Consider the following 17,746-nt stretch of genomic DNA (forward strand, 5'->3'; position numbering starts at 1 on the left):
TTTTTTTCGACAGCTTGCGGACAATACAAGGTGAAGAGTTTCTGAGTTAAGAGGCTTTTTGGGGTTTTGTTTATAAAAATTACGATGGCAACAACAAGGCGTTTGATAAAGATCATTGAGATAGAATGATTATAAATTTTACTTTATGAAGTGGAGCATGGATGATGTGTCGGCATCCCGTTGCCTCGGAGTTTGCGTATGTTTTGGTGCGATCGCGCGGGTGCATGCGATCCACGGTGCCGACGCACCAGGGCTCCGCTGCGGCCGTGAAGGCTATCGGTGGTCTTTCGCTCCTGCCCTCAGCCCCCGCTGGTCGCCGTCATGACGACCGCCTCCACCCCAGGACCGGCGGGGGCGCGGTGCCGGGTGTATCAGCGGCCGATCTCAGCCACCGCCCAGATCATGTGCACGTTTTCGCCGTCGTTCGACAGCGGGAACAGGCCGTGGCCGAGCGTGCGGATGAACTGGTCGTGCCCGACATACTCGACGCTCGAGCGCACCGGCGCGCGGGTGAGGACGACCCGCTCGTGATCGGACCACAGCCGGCCGCCCGTCTCGATGTGTTCCAAATCCGAAAAGCAGCGGCCGCGGTAGTTGGCCTTGACGATGCGGTCGATCTCCGTGCCGAGGAGCCGGTAGCGGAAGTCGAGCGGGTCCCGCAGCACCTCGACCAGGATGGTCAGCGGCAACAGGCGGGGGATGTGCACCGGGTCCAGGTCCGTACGGGAGGGCATCAGCCTCGCTCCCCGCATGCGGTCCCAATGGGCCTGCGCCATGTCGATCGGACGGTCTTCCGGCACGATTCCGCTCTTCACCGTTGTCGGGCCCGATTGTATGACGGTCATGTTACCGGTGGATTTCAAGCCACCAGCCGCCATGCCATCCAGCCGAGCACCCCGGCGTTGACCGCCATGATCACCGGGGCGGCGCGCGCCATCGCGGTGCGCCAGGTGCGGCCGGCGAGGTGGCCGGCGAGGCCGACCGCCAGCAGGCTCGGCACCGTGCCCAGCGCGAACGCCGCCATGCCGAGCGCGCCGCTCAGCGCGCTGCCGCTCGCCGCCGCCACGGCGATGGCGCCGTACAGCAGTCCGCAGGGAATGAAGCCGAGCGCGACGCCGAGGCCGTAGCCGCGCCAGCCCGTCGGGTTGCCGAACAGCGGCCGGGCGACGCGCGACACGCGCTCGCCCCACCAGCGGCGCAGCCGCCCCTCACCCTGCGGCAGCCACGCCGACAGGCCCTTTACTGCATAGCCCAGGAAGAACAGCGCCGCGAACGCCAGCAGCGCCACCGACACCCAGCGCAGCCCCGGCAGCGCCCCGACATGCCCGGCCACCAGCGCCGCCACGGCGCCGAGCAGCGCGTAGGTGGTGGTGCGGCCGAGGTGATAAGGCAGCACCGCGGCGCCGGTCAGCCGGTGCAGCTCGCTCATCCGCGCCACTGGCACCTGCTCCAGGCGCGCGGTGACCTGCGCCAGCACGAAGGGGCCGCACATGCCGGCGCAGTGCGTGGTGCCGCCGACCAGCCCGGCGGTGAGCAGCGCCAGCAGCAGGCCGCCGTCGCGGTCGATCACCACCGTGCAGTGGTTGAGCCCGGCCTGGAGCAGCGAAAGCGCGGAGGAGACGTCCATGCGCGGATAGATAGGGTGCCCCAGCCCGCTTGCCTATGACCTGAATCAACAGGCTTTTCTGTTATACGTGCCCGCCGGTCTGCGGCACCTCGTGCACCTCGACGGGGTGGCTGGTGTGGCGGGCGAGGATCTCGCGCGCCAGCCGCTCGCGCCCGGCATCGCGCAGGCTGACCCACAGCAGGATGCCGCCCTTGCCCAGCTGGTCGCGCAACGGTTCCGCACGCCGGTCGGAGGTTCCGTCAACGTTGGATGGTGACGGCCGGCTGGGCGACGGCGCCGCGCGGCTCCGGCATGGAGGACAGGAACCACCACAGGCCGAAGCCGATCAGCACGGCCTTGACGGCGACGAACAGGGCGACGTGGCGGGCGAGAGGATTGCGCAGCATGGTCTGGTCTTCGGTGGCCGGCTTTGACTAATATGCGCCGACTGTTCGAGCGTTGAAAGGAGAGCGACGTGAAGCGACTGGTCCTGGCTGGCCTGCTGGCCTGCGGGCTCGCGGCGACGGCGCACGCGGAGATCAACATCCTGGCCGCCCCCGACCTGGTGAAGGCGGTGACCAGCAACGACCTGGGCCTCGCCCGCCAGCAGCTGATGCGCGGTGAGAACCCCAACGTCGCCGACATCGGCGGCCGCACGCCGCTGATCCATTCGATCGTCGCGGGCTTTCCGGACATGGCGAAGCTGCTGCTGGACGGCGGTGCCCGGCCGGACCGCGCCGACCGCACCGGCAACCCGCCGATGTACTTCGCCGCCGAGGGCGGCAACCTGGACATGGTCGAGCTGCTGCTCGCCAAGGGGGCCAAGCCGGACCAGGAGAACAAGCAGGGCGTCACGCCGCTGATGGTCGCCGCGCGCAGCGGCAAGGCCGACGTGGTGGAGCGCTTGCTGAAGGCCGGCGCGAAGCCCGACCGTTCCGACTTTACCGGCCGCGACGCGCTGAGCTGGGCGCAGGAGAGCCGCAACTCGCGCGTCGCCACCCTGCTGCGCCAAGCCAAGCGCTGACCGTCCCGCGATGGTCGGCACGCTGTTCGGAGGCTTCGGCGGTCCGGCCACGCCGGTCCTCCTGCTGATCGGCCTGCTGCTGGACGCGGCGGCCGGTCATTGGATCGGCCGTGTGCTGGGCGACCCGTCGGCGTTGTCGGCGCGCGTCTGCGGCCTGCTCGACCGCCGGATCAACCGGCCGGAGCGCGGCGACACCGCGCTGATGATGCGCGGCGCGGTCGTGGTGCTGGCGCTGCTGCTGGCGGCGCTGCTGCTCGGCCTCGCGGTCGAGTGGGCCGGCGGCCAGCCGCAGGGATGGATCCTCGAGCTGGTGGTGGTGCTGGCCTGCGTGCGCGGTCGCGCCGCCTGGGTGCGGGTGCGCGCCGTGCGCCGGGCTCTGGAGGACGGCGGCCTGGCCGCCGCGCGCATGGAGGTGGCGGCGATGACCCGCCGGCCGATCCAGGGCCTGGACGAGCACGGCGTCGTCCGCGCCGCCGTCGAGCATGCCGCAAAGGCCTTCGACCGCAGGGTGGTGGCACCCGCCTTCTGGTACCTGCTGCTCGGCGTGCCGGGGATGCTGGCCTGGGCCTTCATCGACGGCGCCGACCGCGCGCTCGGCCACCCCGGCGTGCGGCACGAGCGCTTCGGCCACACCGCGGCGCGGCTGGACGACGCGCTGAACGCCATTCCGGCGCGGCTGGCCGGCGTGCTGCTGGCGCTGGCCGCCCCTTTCCTCGGCACCGCCAGCGTGGGTGGCGCCTTCCGGACGCTCGGCCGCGACGCCGGCAAGCACCCGTCCTTCAACATGGGCTGGCCGGTGGCGGCGACCGCCGGCGCGCTCGACCTGGCGCTCGGTGGTCCGCACCGCGACGGCGGCGTCACCGTGGACGAGCCGTGGATCGGCCGCGGCAAGGCCCGCGCCACCGCCGCCGACATCGGCCGCGTGCTGGGGCTGACGGCGCTGGGCGACCTGCTGGTGGTGCTGGTGGCCGGGCTGCTGACGGTGGCGACGGCGCTGTAGGCGCTATTTGACGAGCATCTTCTCGATCAGCACGTCCTTGACCATGTCCTGCCCGGTCTCGGTCCGCACGGCGCGGGCCACCGACCGTTTGACGAGGCTGGCCGAACCGGGGCCGAGCAATTCTTCCGGCTCGTGCTGGCGGATGTCGTCGTAGAGGCGGTCGATGATGCGGCGGCTGTAGCGGTCGGCGACCTCGGCGCTGGCCCGGGGCTTCAGCTCCAGCGTCACCTTCAGGTCCATGGAGCGGGCGCCGCCGAGGTTCAGCTCCATCTCCGGCAGCGCGGCGAAGTTGCCCCTGGCGCCCATCATGGTGACGATGCGCTTCTGCTGGGTGGCGCGCTGGTACATGCTGGTGCCGGCCCAGCCGAGCGCCGCCAGGGTGGCCAGCACGGCGATCATGAACAGCACGAGCCGGGCGGCGGAGTGGTCGTGGTTGTGGGGGCGGCGGCGAGTGCGGGCCATGCGGCACCTCCCGGGCCTTGGTGGCCGGTCGAGGTCCAGCTTAGCCCCTTTCCGTTAAAGGATTATTCCCGTCGGGGCGCGTCGCGCAGCGCGTCGCGGATCTCCTCCAGCAGCACCTCCTGTCGGGGCGGCGGCTTGGGCTGGCTGCGCTGGAAGCGGTTGACCTGCTTTACGATGACGAACAGCGCCAGCGAGACGATGAGGAAGTTCAGCACGGCGTTGAGGAACTTGCCGTAGTTGATGGTCGCCGCCCCGGCCGCCTGCGCCGCGGCAAGGCTGTCGTACCGGCCGCCCGACAGGTTGATGAAGTGGCTGGAGAAGTCCAGCCCGCCGGTGAGCCAGCCGATGGGCGGCGTCAGCATGTCCTGCACCAGCGAGTTGACGACGCCGGTGAAGGCGGCGCCGATGATGATGCCGACCGCCAGTTCGACCACGTTGCCGCGGCTGATGAACGCCTTGAATTCCTCGATCATGCCCCACCTCCTGTCCGCAAGGAGGAAACGGTAGCGTGACGGTGGCAGATCCCGGCGCGCTCTTCCGAGGCGCACACAAAGAGGTGTAAGCTGCCGGGTGATGAAGCCGTTCTCCTGGTGCCGCCGCCTGCTGCCGGTCACAATCCTGCTCGCCGCCGCGGCTGCCGCCCAGGCCGGGGAGACATTCGACGCGGGCACGGCGTGGCGCGGCAATGTTGTCCGCGATGGCAACGGCAGATTGGAGAGCTGCGCGGCGATGCGCGAGTTCGACGATGACAGCGTGCTGTCCTTCGCGCTGACCCGCGAGCAGGACTTCTTCATGATCGTCAGCAATCCGCGCACCCGCGTGCCGCCGGGCGGTGTGTTCAGCGTGCGGTACATGGTGGACAACGGTGTCGTCTATCAGGCACCGGCCGAGGCGATGCGACAGAGCGTCGTCGTCGACCTGCCGGACGGCGCCGCGCTCAGGGAACTGCTGAGCAACGGCAACTGGCTGTACCTGAACGAACTCGGCGACGTCGGCTATTCCCTCCAGGGGGCAAAGCAGAGCCTGCGCGCCATGGCGGACTGCGTGGCGCGCCAACTGGCGGCGGAGAATGCGCCGGCCAGGGTGGAGCCGGCGATCGCGGCTGCTCCGGCCCCCGGTGGCGTCGTGGTGGAGTTGGACACCTATGACGTCGAGGAGCGGGCGCGCGCAGACTGGCTGCACATGAAGACGGTGATGGGAGGATTGCTCGACGGCCGCGAGCCGCTGTTCCTGACGCGCACGCGCAGCAAGGACGGCCGCACCTTCACCGTGCTGCACGTCGGCGGCTTCGCCGGCCGCGACGAGGCGGAACGTTTCTGCGCGGCGATGAAGGCCAGGAAGCGGGAGTGTTGGACGAAGCGATAACGTCTACGTCAAACTAAATATCGCTCCTTCCTTCCAATAATTGTCAGGATCGGTTCAAGGCGATTGTGGTATATCTCCGTTAATTCATTTATTTTGTTTGTATCATACAGGCATAAATTTATCTGACGATCCTCTATTATTTCTATTGATTGTTTATCTAGAAAAAAATTTTGCCCAGGTCCATCAATTCTATTTCGCATGATATGCTTCAATTCGCTTATATCAATGTGTGATGGGACCTCAGATCCAAACCCAATATATCGCCATATTTTCTCTATCCAAGAAGCGTAAGATTTGAATACTACGAAATCAACCTGATGATTTGCTGCAATTGCACAGCCCAACGCGTCGGTAGACATGGATTTGGAAGACGGGCGAGCAACATAACACACAGAGTCATCGCGACTCGCTTCAGCGCATTCCGATATATCGACGAGCTTAGGGTGGATACGCACACCCCGCGCGCCCAATGCCTTCATAACAATCTCCGAGTATATTTGTGACATCTCAACACCAATTCTCTGCTGCTCTTGAGCACTAAATCCCAATCGACGGGCTAAATCAATGAACATAAACGCGCCAGTTCCGCCGGCAACAATCCATAATTTTAGATTCGGAATTCTGGACAGTTCATTGCAGGCGTTATATAAATTATCCAAAGCAGTGGTGTCGATACCATAGTTTCTGTATTGCTTAAAGTCATAGATTTCTCCCTCCGCCTTTATCGATTCAAACGTATGATCATATAGCAGATTCCGTACTGGGGCAGACCCCATATCTTTGATCTGACCAAAGCCACCAATTTTAAGCACGATATGATTCCACCCACGGACTGAGAAAATTGGCACAAAACTCTCCGTGTGATTACATAATTTCCGAATTCACCATTGTCTCTGCGCAAAGGCTCCACATTTCACAAATTCACGCGTGCGAAACTCTTAGGGAAGCACAGGACGGCAATATTAAGCATTGCCTTTTCCATGATTTATTTCTATTAAGCCCTTCTCCGCTCGGCTAGCTTCATGAATTGTGTCGCCCCCAATCTTCGATCTTCTTCCTGGGGAGCGCTTTGCCGCGATAAGCCCCAGGTCAGATAGTATTTGTTTGCATACATCAGTCAAATCAAGGGACGATATCTCCTCCAACGAGAACCATCGTACATCTGCAACCTCGTCGTCCCCCGGCTTTATATCGCCAGTCGCTCCATCAGCGTAGAAAACATACCAGCGATGTTTGGTTACTTCATGCCGGCACGTGTCGTCGATCAAATCATGATACCTAATCAATGCCAGCTTTTCTGCGTCTATACCTATCTCTTCCTTTATCTCTCGTCGCATCGCATCCAAAGGGGTTTCGTTTTGATGCAAGTGTCCTGCAACAATACTGAATTTTCCTTGATAGTAAGGTTTGGCTTTCTTTATCAAAAGAAGTTTTCCGTTCTGGGTGAAAATGGCGCCAACTGACACATGAAATTTTCTTCCATTCTGCGCAATTTGCAAATATGGCTCGTCCTCATCCGCCAGTGATCGCTCAAGGTAAGGATAGTGATCATCGCAATATGGTGCGCCAACTCCTCTTTCATGAAACAAATTTACGTTAAATAGTTCTGTGAAAAAGTGACTATACATCCAATTCAATTTTTCAATGTAAATTTGATCCTGCAAAACGAGCTTAGAGTGCAGTTGTGCGCAAATTTTTCCAAAACGACTCCTATCAATACCGTGGAGAATCGCCCACCAATAAAACTCGATGAGAGAGCGATCTATCAAATGATAATATCCATCCCCTCTTATCTCAACTTCGCGTGCCTTCTCTTCCTTAAAATTCTCAAGATAGCGAACCAAATCCCTCAATATAGAGGTATCCCGTAACTCATAGCCGAAGCGATATAGGTTGTTGGCAAACCGAAGCCCACCAACTTTTATCTGCGCATAACCTCTGTTCTGCAGAAGCACTACTTTTATATCAGGATAGGCTTTGCTATACAGAGAAACACTGAGCTTATCCGGGTGTGCATCGCAATGAGCGCGCAACCAGCGGATGGCAGAAATTATCTTCAATATTCTGCGAAGGCGATCTCCTTCCATATCCTGATACAGAAACTGATCGCGTGGAATCGCGAAAGATGGCACCTCATATTCGATGGAAAGGCTCTCGAGTGAACTGTCCGATATGATAAGCGGGCTGACAAGGAAGAAATTTATCCTAGATATTCCATTTTTGTTTCTCTCGAATACCCCCCTAGACCCATCGGATACCTGCGATGTGGCGCTCAAATACCAAATTGCTTCTTGTTGCAATCCGTTTGCTTCGCTATCAAGCTGCAGTTCTCCTGCATCTTCAGGGAGCCGCACGCCAATGAATCCAGCGTGCTTTTCGATAATTTCGTCTGCCAGGGTAGAGCACCTCTCCCTTGGGAAGCCAAGCCCCATCAGCGACCGAATTAAAAGGATCTTCTGGTAGCTGCGGGCGTTTGAGGCCCTAAGCGCCAGTATACCAATGTCCTTTCTTTTCAGGTCAGGAGAAAAGGCGAGCTTTTTCCAGCACTTGCTGATTAGCAGAAGAAGCATCGCGGCTTCGATGCTGTCGGCTGCATCGACGCGGGTTGGGGTGATAATCCCAGGAAATGGCTCCCTGACACGCAGACCAACAAGAGATAACAATAGAGAGTCGCCTTTGAATAACCTTTCCAAATACGAATTGAGCTCGTCACTATTGCCCGTAAGTTCGGCGCCTTCAAATAAAGAAAGAATCTTTCGAAAACGCGCCCGTTTTGTAAAGAGATTTGCCGCAACACTGAACGCTGGAATCAGGAGGGATAAAACAGTGCCTAAAATGACAAGGAAAATATCCTTGTACGTTGGCGCGGCAACGGCAAGGTAAATCAAAGCGCCGCTTATCAACAGGCCAATCGCCAACGTGCGACTTGCTTGGACATTGCCCATAAAAACGCCCCACCAAATCACAAAAGCAGGAACAACAATGGACGAGCCCCCCCCCGCCGACGCGTGCCCATGTCACGAGGGCATCACGTCAAAGCAGGTAGATGATCCACCCTAGCATATCCGGCGAAGAGGCGCACGAGGGATATACCACCGCCAAGACGGTCCCGTGGCCGGGCAGGTGTAGCCGGCAGCCAAGCCGCTTGGCCATGACTATGGAAAAGTATGGTGCGTCGGCGTTTCGGCTCGACAGTACGAAGCCGTGAGAGGCGGTCAACCGATCGTGAGGAGCGCTGCGCGCCTGCCTTCGGAGCGCATGAGAAAGCGGCGCCTGATTATCGAGGGGGGCATCGGCCCCCTCTCGAGTCGGATGTCCTGTGGCGCCTTTACGCCACTTTGCCGTGGCAATGCTTGAACTTCTTGCCCGACCCGCAGGGGCACGGGGCGTTGCGCGGCGTGCTGGCCCAGGTGTCGTCGGTGGCCGCGGCGCCGGCGGAGCGGCGCATGCCCTCGGGCACGTCGTCCTCGCTGCCGCCAGCCATCGCCAGCGCCGGGTCCGTGCGGCTCTCGTGCATCTCCTGCATGCGCTGGGCGAACAGCTCCTCTTCGGTCGGCTGCAGGCGGATCTCGACGTGCATCAGCACGCTGGTCACCGATTCGCGCAGGTTCACCAGCATCGTCTCGAACAGCTCGAACGCTTCGCGCTTGTACTCGTTCAGCGGGTCCTTCTGCGCGTAGGCGCGCAGGCTGATGCCCTGGCGCAGATGGTCGAGTTGCAGCAGGTGGTCCTTCCATTCCTGGTCGAGGATCTGCAGCAGCAGGCTCTTCTCCACGTGGCGCATGGTCTCGGGGCCGTAGTTCGCGACCTTGGCCGCGTACTTGGAATCGGTTGCCTCGCGCACGCGCTCCTCGATCTCCGGCTCGGCGATGCCCTCTTCCTTGGCCCACGCGGCGACCGGCAGGTCGAGCCCGAAGACGCGCTTCACCTCCTCGTGCAGGCCGGACATGTCCCACTGCTCGGAGTAGGAATTAGCCGGGATCGCCGAGGAGACCATCGCGTTGACCACGAAGTGGCGCATCTCCCGGATGGTGTCGCCGATGTCCTCGGCGTCCATGATCTCGCGGCGCTGCTCGTAGATGACCTTGCGCTGGTCGTTCATCACGTTGTCGAACTTCAGCAGGTTCTTGCGCGTCTCGAAGTGGTGCGCCTCGACCTTCTGCTGCGCCTTCTCCAGCGCCTTGTTGATCCAGGGATGGATGATCGCCTCGCCCTCCTTCAGGCCGAGGCGCTGGAGCATGCTGTCCATGCGCTCCGACCCGAAGATGCGCATCAGGTCGTCTTCCAGCGACAGGAAGAACTTGGAGGCACCCGGATCGCCCTGGCGGCCGGAGCGGCCGCGCAGCTGGTTGTCGATGCGGCGGCTCTCGTGCCGCTCGGTGCCGACGACGTAGAGGCCGCCGGCCTGCTTCACCAGCTCGCGCGCCTTTTCGACCTCGGCCTTGATCTGCTCGATGCGCTGCGCGCGTTCGGTCTCGTCGGCGACCTGGGCCAGCTCGGTGCGGATCCGCATATCGACGTTGCCGCCCAGCTGGATGTCGGTGCCGCGGCCGGCCATGTTGGTGGCGACCGTGACGGCGCCGGGGCGGCCGGCCTGCGCCACGATGTAGGCTTCCTGCTCGTGGTGGCGGGCGTTCAGCACGTTGTGCGGGATGCCCTTCCGCTTGAGCAGCGCGGACAGCTCCTCCGACTTCTCGATCGACGTGGTGCCGACCAGCACGGGTTGCTGGCGCTGCCGGGCCTCCTCGATCAGGGCGACGATGGCGTCGTTCTTCTCCGTGGCCTTGCGGTAGACCTCGTCGTCGTGGTCCTTGCGGGAGACCGGCAGGTTGGTCGGGATGTCGACGACCTCCAGGCCGTAGATCTCGCCGAACTCGGCCGCCTCGGTCATCGCCGTGCCGGTCATGCCGGCCAGCTTCGGGTAGAGGCGGAAGTAGTTCTGGAAGGTGATCGAGGCGAGCGTCTGGTTCTCGCGCTGGATCTCCACGCGCTCCTTGGCCTCCAGCGCCTGGTGCAGGCCTTCCGAGTAGCGGCGGCCCTCCATCATGCGGCCGGTGAACTCGTCGATGATGACGACCTTGTCGTCCTTGACGATGTAGTCCTTGTCGCGGGTGAACAGGTGGTGCGCGCGCAGCGCCTGCTGGGCGTGGTGGACCAGCGCCACGTTCTGCAGGTCGTACATGCCGCCGGTCTTCAGCAGGTCGGACTCGCGAAGCAGCTCCTCCATGTGGATCTGGCCGGCCTCGGTGAAGCTGACGGCGCGGTGCTTCTCGTCCTTCTCGTAGTCGGCGGGCGTCAGCTGCGGGATCAGCCGGTCCACCGCCACGTACATCTCGGACGAATCCGTCGAGGGACCGGAGATGATCAGCGGCGTGCGCGCCTCGTCCACCAGGATCGAGTCGACCTCGTCCACGATGGCGAAGTTGAACTCCCGCTGGACGAGGTCCTCCAGCCGGAACTTCATGTTGTCGCGCAGATAGTCGAAGCCGAACTCGTTGTTGGTGCCGTAGGTGATGTCGGCGGCGTAGGCGGCGCGGCGTTCCTCGTCGTCCAGGCCGTGCACGATGCAGCCGACGCTCAGCCCGAGGAAGCGGTAGATGCGGCCCATCCACTCGCTGTCGCGCTGCGCCAGGTAGTCGTTCACGGTGACGACGTGGACGCCCTTGCCCTCGATCGCGTTGAGGTAGCAGGCAAGCGTGGCGACCAGCGTCTTGCCTTCGCCGGTGCGCATCTCCGAGATCTTGCCCTGGTGCAGCACCATGCCGCCCATCAGCTGCACGTCGAAGTGCCGCTGGCCGAGCGCGCGCTTGGCCGCCTCGCGCACGGTGGCGAAGGCGTCGGGCAGGATGTCGTCCAGCGTCTCGCCGTTGCCGAGCCGGCCGCGCAGCCAGTCGGTGCGCCCGCGCAACTCGTCGTCGGAGAGCGCCGCCACCTGCGGCTCCAGGGCGTTGATCTGCGCGACCGGCTTTTGCAGGGCCTTGACCACGCGCGTGTTGGCGGTGCCGAAGATCTTGCGGGCGAGAGCACCGAACATGAAAACCTCAGGTAAACGGACAGAGCAGGACCTGCTTCGAACGGCTGTCACATAGGACCGTTGCCGGGGCGTGTCAACGAGACCCGTCGGCCGGAATCCCTGCCACGAAGCGGCCACACCTTAGTGCAAGCCTCGGACTTCTCCAACGGAACTTTGGGGCGAAAGCGCGGCACGTCGGCGCAACCGACCTTGCCGAGCGGGGTTGAGCCATGCTTAATCGGTCCCAAATACCCGGGCGCGGGGTGCCGGCGGACGGCCCCGCGCCGACTCCTCGACCAAACTCCGCCCGGAAGGAATAGGGATTTCCATGGTGAACCGAGTGCTCCGCAGCGCGCTGCTGTCGTTCGCGGCCTGCGGCCTGGCCCTGGCCGCGCACGCCCAGACTCCCCCGGCGACCCCTCCGGCGCCGGCCGCGACGCAGGCCGCTCCCAACCCGGCCGTCGGCACCGATCCCGTGGTCGCCCGCGTCAACGAGCAGGAAGTCCGCCTCTCCGACCTGATGCGCCTGGTCAGCCAGCTGCCGCCGCAGGTGCAGCAGATGCCGCTCGACATGATCTACGGCGCGCTGGTGGACCAGCTGGTGAACCAGAAGCTGATCAGCGCCGCCGGCTACAAGGACGGCCTGGACAAGACCGACGAGACCAAGGCCGAGCTGAAGCAGGCCGAGGAGCGCATCGTGCAGCGCGCCTTCATCACCAAGTCGGTGCAGTCGCGCATCACGCCCGACAAGCTGGACGCGGCCTACAAGGACTATCTGAAGAACAACCCGCCGCAGGACGAGGTGAAGGCGTCGCACATCCTCGTCGAGAACGAGGCCGAGGCCAAGGACATCATCGCCCAGCTGGGCAAGGGCGGCGACTTCGCCAAGCTGGCCAAGGAGAAGTCGAAGGACACCGTGGCGGCGCAGCAGGGCGGCGACCTCGGTTACTTCACCAAGGAGACGATGGTCGAGCCGTTCGCCAACGCCGCCTTCGCCATGAAGCCCGGCGAGATCAGCAAGGAGCCGGTGAAGACCCAGTTCGGCTATCACGTCATCAAGGTCGAGGACAAGCGCAAGGCGCCGCAGCCGACCCTGGACGAGATGAAGCCGCAGCTGGAGAAGGAGATGTCCAAGGACATCGTCACCGCAGTGATCGACGACCTGCGCAAGGGCGCCAAGGTCGAGACCTTCCAGGTCGACGGCTCGCCGATGCCGAAGGAGGAGCCGGCTCCGGCCGCCAAGCCGGCGGAGCCGACGAAGAAGTAAGCGCCGGCCCTGCTGCCCCCACCCCGACCTCCCCCCGCTGGGCGGGGGGAGGAGCTTAAAAATCCCCTCCTCCGCCCAGCGGGGGAGGGTTAGGGTGGGGGCAAGTGTCCTCATCTTAAGAACTGCCCCACGGACCACCCCATGGCACTGCCCGTCTCCCCGCTCGCCCCGGCCTCGTTCCCGTCGCTGCCCGTCATTGCCGGCGTGCGCTTCGCCACGACCAACAGCGGCATCCGATACAAGGGGCGCGACGACGTCATGCTCGCCGTGCTCGATCCGGGCACCACGGCGGCCGGCGTCCTGACCCGTTCGAAGACCGCGTCGGCGCCCGTGGAGTGGTGCCGCATGGCGCTGGCGCACGGGCAGGCGCGCGCGGTGGTGGTCAACGCCGGCAACGCCAACGCCTTCACCGGCAAGGCCGGCGACGCCACCGTGCAGGCCACCGTCAAGGCCGCCGCGGCGCTGGCCGGCTGCGCCCCGGCCGAGGTCTACCTGTCCTCCACCGGCGTGATCGGCATCCCGCTGGCCGCCGACGCCATCGCCCGCGTGCTCCCCCCCATGGCCGACGGCCTGTCGGAGGGCGCGTGGGAGGGGGCCGCCCGCGCCATCATGACCACCGACACCTTCCCGAAGGGCTCGACCCGCACCGCGGTGCTGTCGGGCAGGACGGTGACCATCAACGGCTTCTGCAAGGGCTCGGGCATGATCGCGCCGGACATGGCGACGATGCTCGGCTACATCTTCACCGACGCGGCGGTCCCGGCGCCGGTGCTGCAGAAGCTGCTGTCGGAGATCAACGAGCGCTCCTTCAACAGCATCACCGTGGACGGCGACACCTCGACCTCCGACACCATGCTGCTGTTCGCCACGGGCAAGGCCGGCAACCCGCCTCCGGCGGTCGCCGAGGATCCGGAGCTGGCGGACTTCCGCCGGGCGCTGGAGGAGGTCTGCCTCGACCTCGCCCAGCAGATCGTGCGCGACGGCGAGGGCGCCACCAAGTTCGTCACCATCACCGTCAAGGGCGCCGACAGCGACGCCGCCGCCAAGCGCATCGCCCTGACCGTCGCCAACTCGCCGCTGGTGAAGACCGCCATCGCCGGCGAGGACGCCAACTGGGGCCGCATCGTCGCCGCGGTGGGCCGCGCCGGCGAGCGCGCCGACCGCGACAAGCTGAAGATCTCCATCGGCGGCGTGCTGATCTGCGCCGACGGCATGGAGGTGCCGGGCTACGACGAGGCGCCGGTCGCTGCGCACATGAAGGGCAAGGAGGTGGACGTCCTGGTCGACCTCGGCCTCGGCGGCAAGGGCACCTCCACCGTGTGGACCTGCGACCTGACGCACGGCTACATCGACATCAACGGCAGCTACCGGAGCTGACGGGCGTGGATCTCGACGAGCCGACCCCCTGCTTCAATCCCAACTCCACCCCGCCGGCCGGCACCAAGCGCGTGGTGCTGGTCGTCGCGGTGGCGCTGGTCGATGCCGACGGGCGCGTGCTGCTGGCACAGCGCCCGCCCGGCAAGACGCTGGCCGGCCTCTGGGAGTTTCCCGGCGGCAAGGTGCACGCCGACGAGACGCCGGAGGCCGCGCTGGTGCGCGAGCTGAAGGAGGAGCTGGACATCGACACGGCGGCCAGCTGCCTTGCCCCCTTCACCTTCGCCTCGCACACCTACGAGGACTTCCACCTGCTGATGCCGCTGTATATCTGCCGGGTGTGGAACGGCACGGTGCGGCCGCTGGAGGGGCAGAAGCTGGCCTGGGTCATCCCGAACCGCATAGGCGACTACCCCATGCCGCCGGCCGACGTGCCGCTGGTGGCGATGCTGCGGGACCTGCTGTAACGCGCCGCGGAAGGGACGTGCTCACCCCAGCGCCGCGTGCGCCAGGGTGCGCACGGCGATCCCCACGCAGGCGCCGCCCACGGCGGGCTTCCACACCGCGGCCACCCGCGGTTCGGCCGACGCCAGCACCGCCACGCCCGCCACGTCCAGCGGGTGGATCAGGAAGCCGGCGCTGCGGTTCAGCGCCTCCGCGCCGATCCGGCCGTGCCGCAGCAACTCGTCCACCACGCCCAGCATGGCCGAGCCGCCGGCCACGTATTTGGTCAGCGCCGGCAGGATCAGCGCCGTGTCGATGCCCAGCAGCCCCAGCCCCGGCGCCAGCAGCCGGGTCAACGCGTCCACCGCGCCGGAGTTGCGCAGAGCGGCCACCACCACCAGCGCCAGCACCATCATCGGCAGCGCGGTCAGCGTGATGCGGAAGGCCTCAGCGCCGGCGCGGTTGATGACGTCCAGCGTGCCCTTCGTGCCTTCCGCCTGGGCGTGGTGCGGGGAATCGTCGGTCAGCCGCTCGGCGGTGGACAGGCGGCGCCCGAAGCCGTGGTAGGTCGCCGCCGTCGCCACCAGCCCGCCGAGCAGCGAGAAGCCCAGCACCGGCCAGACGCGCAGCCCCAGCGCCGCCATGGGGAACACGGCGTTCGCCTGGGCCATGGCGAGCACCATGGCGAAGGCCGCCGCCAGATGCCGGTCGGAGGTGCCGCGCTGCTCCATCATGGCGAGCGTCGCCACCGGAGCGGCGAAGTTGACGAAATTGATCTGCAACGCGGCGAACACGCCGAGCCCGGTCAGCCCGATCGGCCGCAGCACCGGCGCCAGCCGCGCCACCAGCCAGTCCATCGCCCCCTTGGCTTCCAGCAGGCGCATGATGGACAGCATCACCACCATCACCGGCAGCAGCACGAAGAAGGACAGCTCGACCGCCGAGCGGCCGGCGGGGAGGATGACGTCGCCGATGGGGTTCATGGGGTCCGGATTCGCCGTTTCCGCATTCCTAGCGGCTGACGCCGGACGCGCAACCCCGCATCGTGGTCGCGCCGATGTTCCCCTCCCATGCGACATTGCCGCTTCACGAATCGGACATCCTGTGCCACATCATAGGCCTTGTATCGAGGCTGGGCTTACGGCCACCGGATTTAGCATCGGATGAGCGTGGACACGCTGTTCTCCAGAGACACCGACCCAGGTCAGGCCAACGGGGCGCTGGACGTCCTGCGCAGCGTGTTCGGCTACGACGCGTTCCGCGGCCAGCAGGCGGACATCATCAACCACGTGATCGCCGGGAACGACGCGCTGGTGCTGATGCCGACCGGCGGCGGCAAGTCGCTGTGCTACCAGATCCCGGCGCTGGTGCGGACGGGCGTCACCATCGTGGTGTCGCCGCTGATCGCGCTGATGCGCGACCAGGTGACGGCGCTGCGCCAGCTCGGCGTGCGGGCGGCGTTCCTCAACTCGTCGCTGGGCGCCGGCGAGGCGCGCGAGGTCGAGCGCGCCATGGTCAACGGCGACATCGACCTCGTCTACGTGGCGCCCGAGCGTCTGGTCACCGAGCGCTTCCTCGACCTGCTGGACCGCACCGAGCTGGCGCTGTTCGCGCTGGACGAGGCGCACTGCGTGTCGCAGTGGGGGCACGATTTCCGCCCCGAGTACCTGCAGCTGTCGGTGCTGCACGAGCGCCATCCGATGGTGCCGCGCATCGCGCTGACGGCCACCGCCGACGCGCAGACCCGCGCCGAGATCGCCGACAAGCTGAACCTGACCGAGGCGCGGGTCTTCCTCTCCTCGTTCGACCGGCCGAACATCACCTACCGCGTCCTGCCGAAGAAGTCGGAGCGCCAGCAACTCCTCGCCTTCCTGCGCGAGAATCACCCCGAGGATGCCGGCATCGTCTACTGCATGTCGCGGGCGAAGGTGGAGGACGTGGCGCAGTGGCTGAACAGCCAGGGGCGTGAGGCGCTGCCCTACCACGCCGGCCTGCCGGCCGAGGTGCGCGAGGCGAACCAGGACCTGTTCATCAAGGGTGAAGGCATCACCATGGTGGCGACGGTCGCCTTTGGCATGGGCATCGACAAGCCGAATGTCCGCTTCGTCGCCCACCTCGACCCGCCCAAGAGCCTGGAGGCCTACTACCAGGAAACCGGCCGCGGCGGGCGCGACGGGTTGCCGGCCAACGCCTGGATGGTCTACGGCATGGCCGACGTGGTGCAGATGCGCCAGATGATGGAGCAGTCGGAAGCCGCCGAGACGCACCGCCGCGTCGAGCGCTCCAAGCTGGAGGCGCTGCTCGGCTTCTGCGAGACGGCGACCTGCCGCCGGCAGGCGCTGCTCAATTACTTCGGCGAGCGCATGGCCGAGCCCTGCGGCAACTGCGACACCTGCCTGGAGCCGGTCGAGAGCTGGGACGGCACCGTCGTCGCGCAGAAGGCGTTGAGCGCCGCCTACCGCACCGGCCAGCGCTACGGCGTCGGGCATCTGGTGGACGTGCTGCTCGGCAATGCGACGGAAAAGGCGACTCAGCAGCGCCACGACCAGTTGAAGACCTTCGGCTGCGGCAAGGAGCTGTCCAAGACGGAGTGGAGTTCGGTGTTCCGCCAGCTGGTCGCCGGCGGCCTGCTGACCGTGGACATGGAGGGGTACGGCAGCCTGCACCTGACCGACGCCGGCGTCGCGGTGCTCAAGGGCCAACGCGCGGTGACGCTGCGCAAGGACCCGGTGGTGGAGAAGCGCCGCTCGGTGCACGACGCGATGCGCCGGCAGGTGGGGCGCGGCGGTGGCCGGAGCGGCGACGGCGTGTCGCGGGGCGGGGCGCGCGGCACCCTCAGCCCGGCGGACGACGTGCTGTGGCACGCGCTGCGCGCCTGCCGGCTGGAGCTGGCGCGCGACCAGGGCGTGCCGCCCTACGTGATCTTCCACGACTCGACGCTGCTGGAGATGGTCGAGCAGAAGCCGCTCGACCGGCAGACGTTCGCCCGGCTGCCCGGCGTGGGGTCGCGGAAGCTCGATCTTTATGCGGATTCCTTCCTGGACGTGATCCACAAGCACACCTGACCAAACCCCCTTCCTCCCGCGCCTTCGGCGCGGGCCCCTCCTTCCTCCGCTGGGCGGGGGAGGGCAGGGGTGGGGGCAAGTGTTTGACGCCAGCGTCAACTCGCGCTATGCGTCGTCGCCTTCAAT

Annotated in this window: 17 protein-coding genes; 7 read left to right on the forward strand and 10 right to left on the reverse strand. The window is 65.1% G+C overall.

Features of this window, described 5'->3' with window-relative positions; all coding sequences use genetic code 11:
* Positions 1-371: 371 nt before the first annotated feature.
* The 4 genes from TSO221_RS02760 to TSO221_RS35865 all read right to left on the reverse strand — a co-directional run bounded on the left by TSO221_RS02760 (position 372) and on the right by TSO221_RS35865 (position 2,013).
* Complete coding sequence (locus TSO221_RS02760; protein ID WP_109116949.1) at positions 372-878, reverse strand: PAS domain-containing protein; 507 nt, start codon at positions 876-878, stop codon at positions 372-374.
* Complete coding sequence (locus TSO221_RS02765; protein WP_109116950.1) at positions 860-1,627, reverse strand: sulfite exporter TauE/SafE family protein; 768 nt, start codon at positions 1,625-1,627, stop codon at positions 860-862. Before TSO221_RS02765 ends, TSO221_RS02760 begins: the two co-directional genes overlap by 19 nt.
* Before the next feature lie 61 nt (positions 1,628-1,688).
* Complete coding sequence (locus TSO221_RS35265) at positions 1,689-1,838, reverse strand: hypothetical protein (RefSeq protein WP_158283976.1); 150 nt, start codon at positions 1,836-1,838, stop codon at positions 1,689-1,691.
* A gap of 28 nt (positions 1,839-1,866) precedes the next feature.
* Entirely contained in the window at positions 1,867-2,013 is a 147-nt protein-coding gene (locus tag TSO221_RS35865) for a hypothetical protein (RefSeq protein WP_199229367.1), read from the reverse strand.
* A 68-nt stretch (positions 2,014-2,081) separates the two neighbouring features.
* On the opposite strand from TSO221_RS35865, the gene TSO221_RS02770 reads away from it, so the two are divergent.
* Positions 2,082-2,630 carry an ankyrin repeat domain-containing protein gene (locus tag TSO221_RS02770; protein WP_109116951.1) on the forward strand — a complete coding sequence of 183 codons (549 nt, stop codon included), beginning with the start codon at positions 2,082-2,084 and terminating at the stop codon, positions 2,628-2,630.
* Positions 2,631-2,640: 10 nt separating this feature from the next.
* Positions 2,641-3,630, forward strand: a complete 990-nt coding sequence (locus TSO221_RS02775) for a CobD/CbiB family cobalamin biosynthesis protein (RefSeq protein WP_247877893.1) — start codon at positions 2,641-2,643, stop codon at positions 3,628-3,630.
* A gap of 3 nt (positions 3,631-3,633) precedes the next feature.
* Here TSO221_RS02775 and TSO221_RS02780 read toward each other — a convergent pair whose 3' ends face one another.
* Both TSO221_RS02780 and mscL read right to left on the reverse strand, forming a co-directional pair.
* A complete protein-coding gene (locus TSO221_RS02780; protein WP_109116952.1) occupies positions 3,634-4,092 on the reverse strand; it encodes a flagellar basal body-associated FliL family protein in 459 nt (152 codons plus the stop codon).
* Positions 4,093-4,154: 62 nt separating this feature from the next.
* Positions 4,155-4,565, reverse strand: a complete 411-nt coding sequence (gene mscL, locus TSO221_RS02785; protein ID WP_109116953.1) for a large conductance mechanosensitive channel protein MscL — start codon at positions 4,563-4,565, stop codon at positions 4,155-4,157.
* Positions 4,566-4,665: 100 nt separating this feature from the next.
* Between mscL and TSO221_RS02790 the strand changes: the two genes are divergently transcribed.
* On the forward strand, positions 4,666-5,457 hold the full coding sequence (locus TSO221_RS02790; RefSeq protein ID WP_109116954.1) for an SPOR domain-containing protein: 792 nt from the start codon (positions 4,666-4,668) through the stop codon (positions 5,455-5,457).
* A gap of 8 nt (positions 5,458-5,465) precedes the next feature.
* Here the strand turns inward: TSO221_RS02790 and TSO221_RS34815 are convergent, their stop codons facing one another.
* The 3 genes from TSO221_RS34815 to secA form a co-directional block, all read right to left on the reverse strand.
* Entirely contained in the window at positions 5,466-6,269 is an 804-nt protein-coding gene (locus TSO221_RS34815) for a hypothetical protein (protein ID WP_146208685.1), read from the reverse strand.
* A gap of 150 nt (positions 6,270-6,419) precedes the next feature.
* A complete protein-coding gene (locus tag TSO221_RS02795) occupies positions 6,420-8,375 on the reverse strand; it encodes an NUDIX hydrolase (protein WP_158283977.1) in 1,956 nt (651 codons plus the stop codon).
* Positions 8,376-8,785: 410 nt separating this feature from the next.
* Positions 8,786-11,491, reverse strand: a complete 2,706-nt coding sequence (secA, locus tag TSO221_RS02800) for a preprotein translocase subunit SecA (protein WP_109116955.1) — start codon at positions 11,489-11,491, stop codon at positions 8,786-8,788.
* Between the two features lie 307 nt (positions 11,492-11,798).
* On the opposite strand from secA, the gene TSO221_RS02805 reads away from it, so the two are divergent.
* From TSO221_RS02805 to TSO221_RS02815, 3 genes are all read left to right on the forward strand, one after another.
* A complete protein-coding gene (locus TSO221_RS02805) occupies positions 11,799-12,737 on the forward strand; it encodes a peptidylprolyl isomerase (RefSeq protein ID WP_109116956.1) in 939 nt (312 codons plus the stop codon).
* A gap of 141 nt (positions 12,738-12,878) precedes the next feature.
* A complete protein-coding gene (argJ, locus tag TSO221_RS02810; RefSeq protein ID WP_109116957.1) occupies positions 12,879-14,114 on the forward strand; it encodes a bifunctional glutamate N-acetyltransferase/amino-acid acetyltransferase ArgJ in 1,236 nt (411 codons plus the stop codon).
* A gap of 5 nt (positions 14,115-14,119) precedes the next feature.
* Complete coding sequence (locus TSO221_RS02815) at positions 14,120-14,578, forward strand: (deoxy)nucleoside triphosphate pyrophosphohydrolase (protein ID WP_109116958.1); 459 nt, start codon at positions 14,120-14,122, stop codon at positions 14,576-14,578.
* Positions 14,579-14,599: 21 nt separating this feature from the next.
* On the opposite strand, the gene TSO221_RS02820 is transcribed toward TSO221_RS02815, so the two are convergent.
* Positions 14,600-15,538, reverse strand: coding sequence for a nucleoside recognition domain-containing protein (locus tag TSO221_RS02820; protein WP_109116959.1), 939 nt, complete (start codon positions 15,536-15,538; stop codon positions 14,600-14,602).
* Between the two features lie 180 nt (positions 15,539-15,718).
* Between TSO221_RS02820 and recQ the strand changes: the two genes are divergently transcribed.
* Positions 15,719-17,620, forward strand: coding sequence for a DNA helicase RecQ (gene recQ, locus TSO221_RS02825; protein WP_109116960.1), 1,902 nt, complete (start codon positions 15,719-15,721; stop codon positions 17,618-17,620).
* Positions 17,621-17,746: the final 126 nt, after the last annotated feature.

Source organism: Azospirillum sp. TSO22-1 (assembly GCF_003116015.1).
Taxonomy (GTDB): domain Bacteria; phylum Pseudomonadota; class Alphaproteobacteria; order Azospirillales; family Azospirillaceae; genus Azospirillum.